The sequence below is a fragment of the Arthrobacter crystallopoietes genome, from assembly GCF_002849715.1.
GTDB lineage: Bacteria > Actinomycetota > Actinomycetes > Actinomycetales > Micrococcaceae > Crystallibacter > Crystallibacter crystallopoietes.
Genome location: NZ_CP018863.1, coordinates 155,352 through 168,560 on the forward strand (window position 1 = coordinate 155,352; position 13,209 = coordinate 168,560).

A 13,209-nucleotide genomic window follows, 5' to 3' on the forward strand; every position below is an offset into this window, starting at 1 on the left:
AAAATATCAGCGCATTAGGCATCAGCTACTAGGCTTGATGCTATGAAGATTCTGGTCACCGGGGGCACCGGCTACATCGGCTCGCATACAACATTGGCCTTGCTTGAGGCGGGACACGACGTGGTAGTCGTGGATAATCTGGCCAACTCCAGCGAGGAATCGCTGCGCCGCGTGCAGGACCTGGCCGGACGGAAGGTCGCATTCCATAAGGCGGATCTTCTCGACGAGGTCCGCCTCGGCGAAGTCTTCGATGCCGAGCGCGTCGATGCCGTGATCCATTTCGCCGGGTTGAAGGCCGTGGGCGAATCCGTGGACCAGCCGCTGCATTACTACCACAACAACGTCGCCGGCACGCTCAACCTGTTGCGCACGATGGAAGCGCACAACGTCCGCACCATCGTTTTCAGCTCATCCGCCACTGTCTACGGGAACTCCGATGAAGTGCCGCTGACGGAGAAGATGCCGCTTGATGCCACCAACCCCTACGGCCGGACCAAGGAACAGATCGAGGACATCCTCTCCGATCTCGGCGCCTCGGATGAGCGCTGGCACGTTGCCCTGCTGCGTTACTTCAACCCCGTGGGCGCGCATGAGTCCGGCCGGATCGGCGAGGATCCCACGGGAATCCCCAACAACCTGCTGCCGTTCGTCGCCCAGGTGGCTGTGGGCCGCCGCGACAAGGTGCGTGTCTTCGGCAGCGACTACCCGACGCCGGACGGCACCGGCGTGCGCGACTACATCCATGTGATGGACCTGGCCTCAGGGCACCTGGCGGCGTTGGACTTCATCGCCGGCAGGCCGGGCGTGCGCCGGTGGAACCTGGGCACCGGCCGCGGCTCCTCGGTCCTGGAAGTCCTCTCGGCGTTCGGCAAGGCCACGGGCTTCGAGATTCCCTACGAGCTCACCGACCGCCGGCCCGGCGATGCCGCCATCAGCTACGCCGACGCCTCCGCTGCCTTGGCGGAACTGGGCTGGTCCGCGCACCGGACGCTGGAGACGATGTGCGAAGACCACTGGCGCTGGCAGAAGAACAACCCCAACGGCTACGCCGGATAAAGCCAACAACGACGCCGGCGGCTGCCTCCCAGCGAAGGATGGCTGCCGCCGTCGTCGTCTTAAATCGCCTGCCACGTGTTAACGAGCCAGGGCCCCGGAAAACCGGAGCCCTGGCTCTTGGCGCAACTGCCCGTTAGCGCATGGGGTACTGGCGCTCGCCCTCGCCCGTGTAGAGCTGGCGCGGACGGCCGATCTTGGTCTGCGGGTCCTTCATCATTTCGCGCCACTGGGCAATCCAGCCCGGCAGGCGGCCGATGGCGAACAGGACCGTGAACATCTTCTCCGGGAAGCCCATGGCCTTGTAGATCAGGCCGGTGTAGAAGTCCACGTTCGGGTACAGCTTGCGCTCGATGAAGTAGTCATCGGCCAGCGCCTTTTCTTCCAGCCGCATGGCGATGTCCAGCAGTTCGTCGTTGCCGCCGAGCTTGCTGAGGATCTCGTGCGCGGTTGCCTTCACGATCCTGGCGCGCGGGTCGTAGTTCTTGTAGACCCGGTGGCCGAAGCCCATGAGCCGGACGCCGGCTTCCTTGTTCTTGACCTTCTCCATGAAGTCCTCGGGCTGCATGTCGGAGGACTGGATCTGGCGCAGCATGTTGAGCACGGCCTCGTTGGCGCCGCCGTGGAGCGGTCCGAAGAGGGCGTTGATGCCGGCGGAGACGGAGGCGAACATGTTCGCGTTCGAGCTGCCCACCAGACGCACGGTGGAGGTCGAGCAGTTCTGCTCGTGGTCCGCGTGCAGGATCAGCAGCAGATCCAGCGCCTTGACCATGGTGGGGTCCATTTCATACGGCTCGGCCGGAAGCCCGAAGCTCAGCCGCATGAAGTTCTCCACGAGGTTCATGGAGTTGTCCGGGTACAGCAGCGCCTGGCCAATGGACTTCTTGTGCGCGTACGCCGCGATCACGGGCATCTTCGCCATCAGGCGGATGGTGGACAGTTCCACCTGCTCGTCGTCGAACGGGTCCAGGGAGTCCTGGTAGAACGTGGACAGTGCGGAAACGGCCGAGGAGAGCACCGGCATCGGGTGCGCGTCACGCGGGAAGCCGCCGAAGAAGCCCTTGAGCTCTTCGTGCAGCAGGGTGTGGCGGCGGATGCGCCGGTCGAAGTTTTCCAGTTCGGAAGGGGTGGGCAGGTTGCCGTAGATCAGCAGGTAGGAAACCTCGAGGAAGCTCGAGTTCTCGGCCAGCTGGTCAATGGGGTACCCGCGGTAGCGCAGGATGCCGGCATCGCCGTCAATGTAGGTGATGGCCGACGTGGTGGCCGCGGTGTTCATGAAACCGGGGTCAAACGTGACGGCACCGGTCTGCTTCAGCAGCTTCGAAACGTCGTAGCCGTCATTGCCTTCGGCCGCTTTGAGCCGCGGGAGGTCGAGTTCGCCGCCATCGTAATGCAGGGTAGCACCGGATTGCTCAGTCATTGAGTCCCCTTCAGGAGGTGTATGGAAACTAGCGCACACACGGCGGTATTGGGGCGCCGAACGTATGCATACTCGGGTAAAACGCTACCCGCATAGTGCCCGGGATAACTAATCGTACGGTCACTTTTTGGTCACTAACGCAGGCAACAGAGGCCCGGATTTGTGCTTATGTGACCGCACGAGTCACTTCATATCAGCTCAGCCGCTCGACGGCGGCGTCGATCCGTTCATCGCTGCCGGTTAGCGCAACCCGGATGAACCCCTTGCCCTGTTCGCCGTAGAAGACCCCAGGCCCGACGACGACGCCAAGCTGGGCCAGGCGGTCCACCGTGGTCCAGGTGTCTTCGCCCGCGGTTCCCCAGAGATACAGGCCGGCCTCAGAATGCTGGATGTCGATCCCGAATTTCCGCAGGGCCGGCAGCAAGCGTTCGCGGCGCCCACGGTAGAGATCCTTCTGCGCCTGCACGTGGCCGTTGTCCGCCAGCGCGGTGCGCATCGCTTCCTGGATGGGGTACGGCACGATCATGCCGGCATGCTTGCGGCTGTTGATCAGGTTCGGCATCAGCACCGGGTCGCCCGCAACGAAAGCGGCGCGGTAGCCGGCCAGGTTCGACTGCTTGCTGAGCGAGTAGATGCTCAAGAGCCCCTCATGGCTGCCCTGGGCCACCAGCGGGTCTAGCACGCTGGGAACGGTTTCCCCGCCGCGTTCCGGGTCCCACTGACCCCAGCCCAGTTCGGCATAGCACTCATCCGACGCAACGACGGCGCCGATGGCACGGGCCTTGTCCACGATCTCGCGCAGCGATTCGCGGCTCCGTACAATGCCGGTGGGATTACCGGGCGAGTTCACCCAGACCAGCTTGACGCGCCGACGGACGTCGGGCTCAAGGTCGTCCAGGTTATCGGCGGCAACCGGAGTGGCACCTGCCAGCAGAGCACCGATGTCGTAAGTCGGGTAGGCCACCATGGGCCGCACAACGACGTCGTTCTTACCCAGTCCCAGCAGCAGCGGCAGCCACGCCACCAGCTCCTTGGAGCCAACCGTGGGCATAATGGCCGCTGGATCCAGCCCGGCAACGTTTCGGCGGCTGGCAAACCAGTCCGCGATCGCTTTCCGCAGCGCCGGCGTACCGTGCGTGGTGGGATAGCCCGGGGCGTCCGAAGCTGCCTTCAGGGCATCCTGCACCAAAGCCGGCGTGGGATCTACCGGCGTACCGATGGAGAGATTGACTGCCCCGTCCGGATGAAGCGAGGCCTTTTCGAGATAAGGCTGCATCGTGTTCCACGGGTACTCGGGCAGGCGGAGACCAAAACCTTCCATGCCTACTCTTGGTTCTGGGGAGGCAGCACGGCGATGATCGGGTGGTCCTTGTGGGTGTTGCCGATCTTGGCGGCACCGCCCGGGGAGCCTAGATCGTCGAAGAACTCCACGTTGGCCTTGTAGTACTCGGCCCACTGCTCGGGAGTGTCATCTTCGTAATAAATGGCCTCGACCGGACACACGGGTTCACACGCGCCGCAGTCCACACACTCGTCGGGGTGGATGTAGAGGGAACGCTCGCCTTCATAGATGCAGTCCACCGGGCATTCTTCAATGCACGCCTTGTCTTTGACATCCACGCACGGCTGTGCGATTACATACGTCACGTCCTTGAGCACCTTTCGTTGTCAGCTACCACCAAGGGTATCGCTTGGTCCATTATCCAACAGCGGCCGAGGTCACACGTACTATGAAGGGGTGAGATCGGCTACGCCCTTGGACTTCCTGCGAGGAGCCGCGCCCGGAACCCGGGTAGTGGTACGCTACCGCATTGACGACGGCGTCACGGACGCGCTCGGCTACCTGATCAGCCTCAGCACCGCCGAGTGCACAGTCCGCACACGCCGCGGCGACGTGGTGGTCCCGCTGGCCCGGGTCGAGGCCGCGAAGGAAGTGCCTCCTCCCCCGGCGCCGAGGGCTCCCCGCTACCCGGCCGGCTAGCGTTATTCACAAATCCGGACTTGTGATTGAGAAACATCAATCATCGGCTCTGCCTCACGTATGCTGGAAACATGCCAACGGACCAGGATCTTCAAGCTACCGGACGCGCGCTCAGCTCCCCCGTCCGCCTCCGCATCCTCCGCCTCTGCCTGCACCGCTCGCGGACCAACAAGGAGATTGCGGAACTGCTGGAGATGAATCCAGCCACCTCGCTGCACCACGTGCGGACCCTGCTCAACACCGGGTTCCTCGAAGCGGAAGAACCGCGCAAGGGCAACCGCGGGGCCAAAGAAGTTCCTTATCGGGCCACCCGGATGTCCTGGGGCGCCAAAATGCCCGACGCCGCACCCGTATTGGTAGAGACGTTCCTGCAGGAAATCGACGGACTCGCCCCGGACGAGATCGAAACCACCCGCATGGGCATCAAGCTCAATGATGCCAACCGCAAGGAAATGATGGACAAGCTCCGCGCCGTGCTGGAAGAGTACGCCCGCCGGCCGGCGGATGAGGACGGCACCGCGACGTCGATCTTCCTGGCCCACCACGTGGACCGTACCGCGAACTAGCGCCGCGGCTTGAGCGCCCAGGCGGCGGCCACGATGGCCAGCACGACGGCGACCGCCAGCCCGATCATCCAGATCTTTCCGGCGAGTTCGATGCCCAGCTGCATCTCGGCCGTGGTCTCGGTCACGATAAGCGGATCTCCGAAGAGACTGGTGGCCATGATGCCCACCAGCAGGTACGTCACCATGCCGGTCAGGCCCGTGGCCAGGACATTATCCGCCCGCATGCCGACCCAGACCATCACCGCGAAAGCGAAAACCAGCGCCAGGACCGCTCCCCAGGGGTAAGCCTGGTCCCCCGCGTAGGCAATCTGGCCGTGCAGATTGGTACCCAGCACAGCGGCGATAACGCCACCAACGACGGCGGTGCCCCACCCTGCGAAGGGATGTGGCCGCCGTCGTACTCTGATCTGCGGTTCCTGGGCATCCGGGGATTTAAACGCCGGAGGCAACCCACTTCCATAGTCCGTGGGTTGCCTCTGCTCAGTCATACGACCAGTTTAGGCCTTGGCGCGGGCGCGGTTTGCCTTGGCCCGTTCGTTGGAGTCCAGAATCACCTTGCGGATCCTGATGGACTCCGGCGTGACCTCGACGCACTCGTCCTCGCGGGCGAATTCGAGGGACTCCTCCAGGGTGAGGATCCGCGGCGGGGTCAGGTTCTCGAAGCTGTCCGAGGAAGCGGCACGCATGTTGGTGAGCTTCTTTTCCTTGGTGATGTTCACGTCCATGTCGTCGGCGCGCGAGTTCTCGCCCACGATCATGCCTTCGTAAACCTCGGAGGTCGGCGGCACGAAGAAGGAACCGCGTTCCTGCAGGTTGATCATGGCGAACGGCGTCACGACACCGGCGCGGTCTGCAACCATGGAGCCATTGGTGCGGTATTCGATCGGGCCGGCCCACGGCTCGTAGCCTTCGGAGATGGACGCGGCGATGCCGGCCCCGCGGGTCTCGGTCATGAACCGGGTGCGGAACCCGATCAGGCCGCGGGCGGGAACGATGAATTCCATCCGGACCCAGCCGGTGCCGTGGTTGGCCATGTTGACCATGCGGCCCTTGCGGGCGGCCATCAGCTGGGTGACGGCGCCGAGGTACTCTTCGGGCACGTCGATGGTCATGTGCTCCATCGGCTCGTGGATCTTGCCGTCGATGGTCTTAGTGACCACCTGCGGCTTGCCGACGGTGAGTTCGAAGCCCTCGCGGCGCATCTGCTCCACCAGGATGGCCAGTGCCAGCTCGCCGCGGCCCTGGACCTCCCAGGAGTCCGGACGCTCGGTCGGCAGGACCTTGAGCGAGACGTTGCCGATCAGTTCCTTGTCCAGACGGTCCTTGACCTGGCGCGCGGTGACCTTGGCGCCCTTGACCTTGCCGGCCAGCGGGGAGGTGTTGATGCCGATGGTCATGGAGATGGCCGGGTCATCAACGGTGATCATCGGCAGCGGCTGCGGGTTATCGGCATCCGTCAGGGTTTCACCGATAGTGATTTCCTCGATGCCGGCGACGGCGACAATCTCGCCCGGACCGGCCTCTTCGGCCGGAACGCGGGTCAGGCCCTTGGTAGCCAGCAGTTCGGAAATACGCACGTTCTTCAGCTCGCCGTTCTGGCGGGCCCAGGCAACGGTCTGGCCCTTCTTCAGGGTGCCGTTGTAGATGCGCAGCAGGGCCAGGCGGCCCAGGAACGGGGAGGCATCCAGGTTGGTCACGTGCGCCTGCAGGACGCCGGCCGGGTTGTAAGTAGGTGCCGGGATGTGTTCCATGATGGTGGCGAAGAGCGGTTCCAGGTCTTCATTGTCGGGAGCGGTGCCGTCCGCCGGCTGCTCCAGCGAGGCGCGTCCGAGCTTTCCGGAGGCGTAAACAACCGGCACATTCAGCACGGCGTCCAGGTCAAGGTCCGGCACTTCGTCGGCGAGGTCCGAGGCGAGGCCGAGCAGCAGATCCATCGATTCGGCAACGACGTCGTCAATGCGGGCATCGGGGCGGTCGGTCTTGTTGACCAGCAGCACGACGGGCAGCTTGGCGGCCAGTGCCTTACGTAGCACGAAGCGGGTCTGCGGCAGCGGGCCCTCGGAAGAGTCAACCAGCAGCACGACGCCGTCCACCATGGACAGACCGCGCTCCACCTCGCCGCCGAAGTCGGCGTGGCCGGGGGTGTCGATGACGTTGATGGTGACGTTCTCACCGTTGGCGGAGGGACCGGAGTAGAACACGGTGGTGTTCTTCGCCAGAATGGTGATGCCCTTTTCGCGCTCCAGGTCACCGGAGTCCATGACGCGCTCTTCGACCTCGCCATGGCTTGAGAATGCCCCGGTCTGCTTCAGCATGGCGTCCACCAGAGTGGTCTTACCGTGGTCAACGTGGGCAACGATAGCGACGTTACGAAGGTCGCTGCGGACGGCGCTCTGCGTCGACGTGGTGGTTTCAGACATGCGAGAAGGCTCAATTCAGGTGGAGAACTAAAGGGACGGCGAAATGCGCAGCCGTGCGCCCTCAAAAGGGGGCATGTACATTCTAGCGGCATAGGCAAATCCTCACCTAATGCAGATTTTCGGACACGCCGAACCGGGGCTGCGGATCACGCGCAGCCCCGGCCACCTATTGGGATCCGGGTCAGGCTACCTGGGGAGGCAGCTCCAGAGTTGATCCCGGAATAGCCGCCAGCAATGCGCGAGTGTATTCCTGCTCAGGCTCGTCGAAGACCGCATCCGTCGTGCCAGCTTCGACCACCCGGCCCTTCTCCATGACGCAAACATGATCCGCAATCTGCCGCACCACCGCGAGGTCATGGGTGATGAACAGGTAGCTCAGCCCCAGCTCGTGCTGCAGGTCGGCCAGCAGGTTCAGGATCTGGTCCTGCACCAGCACGTCCAGGGCCGATACCGCTTCGTCGCAGATCACTACTTCGGGATCGAGGGCCAGCGCACGGGCAATGGCAATCCGCTGCCGCTGGCCGCCCGAGAGCTCGTTCGGGAACCGCCGCATGACCGAGGCAGGCAGAGCCACTTGGTCCAGCAGTTTGCGCACTTTGGCTTCGCGGCTCTTTTTGTCGCCGATGTTGTGGACGCGCAACGGCTCCTCGATGGTGCGGAAAATGTTGTACATCGGATCCAGCGAGCCGTACGGGTCCTGGAAGATCGGCTGGACCCGCCGGCGGAAAGCCAGCAATTCCTTGCCCTTGAGCGAGCCCATGTCGACGCCGTCGAACCGGATTTTCCCGCTCGTCGGATCCTCGAGGTTCAGCACCATCCTTGCGACGGTGGATTTGCCTGAGCCGGACTCCCCCACCACCGCCGTGGTGGTTCCGCGTTTGATCGCGAAGGACACATCGTCCACAGCTGTGAAGTCGGTGGACTTACCGAACCCTCCCCGCAGCTTGAACACCTTGGTCAAGTTGCTGACCTCGATAACGTTGTCGGCTGTTTCCGCGGCTGCCTCTGCCGGCGCGAGCAGCTCCCCGGTCTCGATTCCGGCCGCCTTGGCCGACTGGATTCGGCGGGAAGCGAGCGACGGCGCCGCCTCCACCAACCGCTTGGTATAGGGGTGGCGCGGATTGGTCAGAATCTCCTGGGCGGGGCCGGACTCCACTACGCGGCCCTTGTACATGACCACCACTTTCCGCGCGCGTTCGGCGGCCAGTCCCAGGTCGTGGGTAATCAGCAGCACTGCCGTGCCCAGCTCCGCCGTCATGGTTTCCAAGTGGTCCAGGATCTGCCGCTGCACGGTAACGTCCAAGGCGGACGTCGGTTCATCGGCGATCAGCAGCCGCGGACGGCAGGACAGCCCGATCGCGATCAGCGCCCGCTGACGCATGCCGCCGGAGAACTCATGCGGGAATTGCCTGGCGCGCCGTTCGGCGTCCGGCAGCCCCGCTTCGGCCAGCACCTTGGCGACGTCGGAAGGCCCGGCCGGGAGACCGTTGGCCTTCAGCGTCTCCCGTACCTGGAAACCGATCTTCCAGACCGGGTTCAGATTGGACATGGGATCCTGCGGGACCATGCCGATGGAACTGCCCCGTAGCTCCACAATGCGCTTGCTGCTGGCCCCCGTCAGGTCTTCGCCGGCGAAGGTAATCCGGCCGCCGCTGACCCTGCCGTTTCCCGGCAGCAGTCCGATGGCGGCCAGTGCCGTCGTGGACTTTCCCGACCCGGACTCCCCCACGATGGCTACCGTCTCACCCGGCATGACTGTCAGGTGAGCATCCCTGACCGCCTGCACTTCGCCGGTGGACGTGGCGAAGCTGATGGCCAGGTCCCGGATCTCCAGCAGGGGTTCGTTGCTATTGACTTCGTTGATCACTGTCATCGTTTTCTGGCCTTCGGGTCCAGGGCATCCCGCAGCGCGTCCCCAAGCATGATGAAGCTCAGGACGGTCACGGAGAGTGCGGCAGCGGGCCACAGCAGGGTGGAGGGATTCGAGCGCAGGGAAACCTGCGCCGAGGAGATGTCGTTGCCCCAGCTCATCACGTCCGGCGGCAGCCCGATACCGAGGAAGGACAATGTTGCCTCGGCGACGATAAAGATGCCCAGGTTAACGGTGGCCACAACGATGACCGGCGCCAGCGAGTTCGGGATGACATGCCGCACCAGCGCGGCGGGCCGGGAGACGCCCAATGATCTGGCCGCGGTCACGAAGTCCGCGTTCCGCACGGAAAGGACCGCGCCGCGGGTGATCCGGGCGATCTGAGGCCACCCGAACACCGTCAGCGTGATCACCACTGTCCAGACGTTTCGGTTTTCCCGGAAGAACGGCAACTGCATGATGATGATGGCGCCAAGAATCAGCGGCAGCGCGAAGAACACGTCGCCCAGACGCGCGATTACGGCGTCGAGCCAGCCGCCGTAGAAGCCCGCGATGGCGCCAAGGGTTCCACCGATAATCAGTGCGCCCAACGTGGCGAAAATGCCCACCGTGAGCGACGCCTGCGTACCGTAGACGATCCGGGAAAATACGTCGCAGCCCTGCAGCGTGAAGCCCAGCGGGTGTCCGGGTGCCGGGTCGCCGTCGGAATTCGCCAGCAGGCAGTTCTGGTTGGGCGGCGTCTGGGTGAAGACACCGGGGAACAGGGCCACGAAGACAATCAGGACAATCAACAGGGTGGAAATGATGAACAGCGGTTGCTTGCGCAGATTCCGCCACGCCTCGCCCCAGAGGCTCAGCGGCTGTACGTCCTCGGCCACGTTGTCCGTGGCCTGGAGTGGGGTCTCGTCGAGCGGAGCGACGTAGTGTTCGATCTTTTCAGTGGGTTTCTCAGGCATAACGAATCCTCGGATCAAGCCAGGCGTACAGAACATCGACCAGCAGATTGGCCAGGATGTAGACCATCACCAGCACGCTGACAATGGACACGATGGTCGGCCCTTCGCCGCGGAGAACGGACTGGTAGAGCCGCTGGCCGACGCCGGGCACATTGAAGATTCCTTCCGTTACGATCGCGCCGCCCATGAGGGCGCCGAGATCCGCTCCAAGGAAGGTGACCACGGGAATCATCGAGTTCCGCAGGATATGGACGACGACGACGCGTTGCCTGCTCAAGCCTTTCGCCGTCGCGGTACGCACGTAGTCCGCATGCATATTTTCGATAATCGACGTTCGGGTCAGGCGCAGCACGTAGGCAAAGGACACCAGTCCCAGCACGATCGCCGGCAGGATCAGGTCAAACCAACCGGCATCGCCGCCGACTGTGGGTTTGGCCCAGCCAAGTTTGACTCCGACCACAAACTGCATCACAAAACCCAGCACGAAGATGGGGATGGCAATGACGATCAGCGAGGCCACCAGGACGGTGCCGTCGAACAGCTTTCCCTTGCGCAGGCCGGCGATGACACCGAAGATAATGCCGAATACGGCCTCGAAGATCAGTGCCAGGATCGCCAGCCTGATCGTCACGGGGAAAATCTGGACCAGCACCTCGGCAACGGGCCTGCCGGAAAAATCATTGCCCAGATTAAAGGTGACCAGGTTCTTCAGGTACAGGAAATACTGCACCAGAAACGGCTCATCCAGGTTGTATTGCTCCCTGAGCTGGGCGGCGACAGCTTCATTGACCGGACGGTCGCCGAACAGCGCCTGGATGGGGTCGCCTGGCAGCGAAAATACCAGGAAATATACGAGAAAGGTTGCCCCGAAGAAGACGGGGATCATTTGGAGGAACCGCCGGATGATGTACCACGTCATTGTGTAGCTTCTTCCGACGGAACCAGCAGGAGACTAGTCATTCACATGCCTGTTCTTTGCGAGTCCGGCACAGCACGGGGGCCGGCCAAAGGATGGCCGGCCCCCGAACAGCCGCTAGATAATTCTTACTTCCCGGTGATGTTGTGGTAAATCGGAACTCCGTTCCAGGCGGTGTCAACGTTCTCAACGTTCTCGCTCCAACCCACCTGCCGCACCTGGTACCAGAGCGGGATCGCCGGCAGATCCTGGAGCAGAATCTCCTGGGCCTCGTTGAAGATGGCGTTGCCCTCTTCCGGGGTTTCTGCGTTCAGACCCTCGTTGAGCTTCTTAGCGAAAGCTTCGCTGGAGTATTCGCCGTCGTTGGAACCAGCACCCGTGCCGAACAGCGGGCCGAGGAAGTTGTACAGCGACGGGTAGTCCGCCTGCCAGCCCGTGCGGAACGCTCCGGTCATGTCCTTTGCCGTGATCTTGGTCCGGACTTCGGCGAAGGTTGCGTACGGTTCAAACTGGGCGTCGATGCCCAGATCGTTCTTCAGGCCGTTAACCACGGCTTCGATCCATTCCTTGTGTCCGCCATCGGCATTCGAAGCGATGGTGAACGTCTTGTCTCCCCAGGGATCGATTTCCTCAGCCTGTTCCCAAAGCTTCTTGGCTTCTTCGGGGTTGTATTCAAGGACTTCGCTGCCCGGAATGCTCTCGTCGTATCCGTCGAGCACGGGAGCGGTGAATTCCGTTGCCGGCTGGCGTCCGCCGGAGAAAATGACTTCGGTAATTTCGTCCCGGTTGATGGCCATCGAAATGGCCTTGCGGCGCAGTTCGCCGGCCTCGCCGGTCCACTCATCGAGGTACTGTGGAATGGTGATGGTCTGGTTGCCGGCATAGGCCTTTTCCAGCCAGCGGCCCTCGCCGAGGTCCGTCTTGAAGTTTGCCAGCGAGCTCGGCGGGATCGTGTCGAGCAGATCGAGGTTGTTCGCCAGCAGGTCCTGGTACGCGGCTTCGAAGCCGGAGTAGAACTTGAAGGTGATGCCGCCGTTCTTCGGTGTGCGGGTGCCTTGGTAATCAGGGTTCGGCGTCAACGCGATCTGGACATCGTGCTGCCAGGCATCCTCGCCTGCGAGCATGTACGGGCCGTTGCCCACCGGGTTGTTGCCAAAGGCTTCCATGTCTTCAAACGCAACCTTGGGAAGCGGCGAGAAGGCCGTGTAGCCAAGCCGCAACGGCCAGTCGGATTCCGGCTGGGCCAGTTCGGCGGTGAACGTCAGGTCGTCGACCACCTTCAGGCCGGACATCTCCGTCTGGGTGCTGCCTTCGGCACTGACTTCGTCGTAGCCGGCGATGCTCTCGAAGAAGTACTGGCCCAGCTGTGCGTTCTCAGCTGCGGCGCCGTAGTTCCAGGCATCAACGAAGGAGTTGGCAGTAACGGGCTCGCCGTTCGTGAACGTTTGGTCGGCTTTGAGCTTGATTGTGTAGGTCTTCGAATCCTCGGTCTCGATGGACTCCGCCATCTCGTTGACCGGTTTGCCCTCGGCGTCGTAACTGATCAGTCCCTCGAAGAGGAGGTCCACCACGCGGCCGCCGCCGACCTCGTTCGTGTTCGTTGGGATCAGCGGGTTCTGCGGCTCCGTACTGTTGGCGGTAATAACTGCAGCAGCGTTGCCCTCTCCGCCTTCGGTGCCACCTCCCCCGCCGCATGCACTCAGGGCCAAGGCAGCAGCTGCGGCCAGACCAATCAGTTTCGATGTTCGCGCGAAACGCATGTCGATTCCTCTTTGCAGTCGGAACGCCCGGCATCGGATTGCGCCGGACCAGCCAGTGCGAACTTGAATCTGAGTCCGCCCCAACTCGTGGTCGTGATCAGGATAGTCCCGACCTGTGACCTCGGTAACAGTATTGGGTTTTCGATTGGGTTGCAATTTGCCCTGGAGAGGCGCCAGGCAAGCCCTTTCAGCGCCATTCTCCCGCGTCAGTACGGGAAAGTGGGGGCATTAGCCAAAATCAGGATGTAACGTTTTTGCATCGGAGTA

The 13,209-nt window shown here is 62.9% G+C and carries 12 protein-coding genes; 3 read left to right on the top strand and 9 right to left on the bottom strand.

Going from position 1 to position 13,209, the window contains the following annotated elements; genetic code table 11:
• The first annotated feature begins 42 nt into the window (after positions 1–42).
• On the top strand, positions 43–1,056 hold the full coding sequence (galE, locus tag AC20117_RS00720) for a UDP-glucose 4-epimerase GalE (protein WP_074701459.1): 1,014 nt from the start codon (positions 43–45) through the stop codon (positions 1,054–1,056).
• Positions 1,057–1,189: 133 nt separating this feature from the next.
• Here the strand turns inward: galE and AC20117_RS00725 are convergent, their stop codons facing one another.
• From AC20117_RS00725 to fdxA, 3 genes are all read right to left on the bottom strand, one after another.
• Complete coding sequence (locus AC20117_RS00725; RefSeq protein WP_074701458.1) at positions 1,190–2,473, bottom strand: citrate synthase; 1,284 nt, start codon at positions 2,471–2,473, stop codon at positions 1,190–1,192.
• A 193-nt stretch (positions 2,474–2,666) separates the two neighbouring features.
• A complete protein-coding gene (dapC, locus tag AC20117_RS00730; protein WP_074701457.1) occupies positions 2,667–3,794 on the bottom strand; it encodes a succinyldiaminopimelate transaminase in 1,128 nt (375 codons plus the stop codon).
• Between the two features lie 2 nt (positions 3,795–3,796).
• Positions 3,797–4,120, bottom strand: a complete 324-nt coding sequence (gene fdxA / locus AC20117_RS00735) for a ferredoxin (RefSeq protein WP_074703313.1) — start codon at positions 4,118–4,120, stop codon at positions 3,797–3,799.
• A 91-nt stretch (positions 4,121–4,211) separates the two neighbouring features.
• Between fdxA and AC20117_RS00740 the strand changes: the two genes are divergently transcribed.
• Positions 4,212–4,454 (top strand): putative acetyltransferase, encoded by a 243-nt coding sequence (locus AC20117_RS00740; RefSeq protein ID WP_074701456.1) that lies wholly within the window; start codon positions 4,212–4,214, stop codon positions 4,452–4,454.
• A gap of 71 nt (positions 4,455–4,525) precedes the next feature.
• Entirely contained in the window at positions 4,526–5,020 is a 495-nt protein-coding gene (locus tag AC20117_RS00745) for an ArsR/SmtB family transcription factor (RefSeq protein ID WP_074701454.1), read from the top strand.
• Here AC20117_RS00745 and AC20117_RS00750 read toward each other — a convergent pair.
• The 6 genes from AC20117_RS00750 to AC20117_RS00775 all read right to left on the bottom strand — a co-directional run bounded on the left by AC20117_RS00750 (position 5,017) and on the right by AC20117_RS00775 (position 12,942).
• Complete coding sequence (locus AC20117_RS00750; RefSeq protein ID WP_139186805.1) at positions 5,017–5,508, bottom strand: hypothetical protein; 492 nt, start codon at positions 5,506–5,508, stop codon at positions 5,017–5,019. The two genes, AC20117_RS00745 and AC20117_RS00750, sit on opposite strands and share 4 nt — an antisense overlap.
• Positions 5,509–5,517: 9 nt before the next feature.
• Entirely contained in the window at positions 5,518–7,440 is a 1,923-nt protein-coding gene (gene typA, locus AC20117_RS00755) for a translational GTPase TypA (protein ID WP_074701451.1), read from the bottom strand.
• Between the two features lie 181 nt (positions 7,441–7,621).
• Positions 7,622–9,313 carry a dipeptide ABC transporter ATP-binding protein gene (locus AC20117_RS00760; protein ID WP_074701450.1) on the bottom strand — a complete coding sequence of 564 codons (1,692 nt, stop codon included), beginning with the start codon at positions 9,311–9,313 and terminating at the stop codon, positions 7,622–7,624.
• Positions 9,310–10,266 carry an ABC transporter permease gene (locus AC20117_RS00765; RefSeq protein WP_074701448.1) on the bottom strand — a complete coding sequence of 319 codons (957 nt, stop codon included), beginning with the start codon at positions 10,264–10,266 and terminating at the stop codon, positions 9,310–9,312. Before AC20117_RS00765 ends, AC20117_RS00760 begins: the two co-directional genes overlap by 4 nt.
• A complete protein-coding gene (locus AC20117_RS00770; protein WP_074701447.1) occupies positions 10,259–11,185 on the bottom strand; it encodes an ABC transporter permease in 927 nt (308 codons plus the stop codon). Before AC20117_RS00770 ends, AC20117_RS00765 begins: the two co-directional genes overlap by 8 nt.
• Before the next feature lie 125 nt (positions 11,186–11,310).
• The gene (locus AC20117_RS00775; RefSeq protein ID WP_074701445.1) at positions 11,311–12,942 is read right to left on the bottom strand and encodes a peptide ABC transporter substrate-binding protein; all 1,632 of its coding nucleotides are present in this window, start codon (positions 12,940–12,942) and stop codon (positions 11,311–11,313) included.
• Positions 12,943–13,209: the final 267 nt, after the last annotated feature.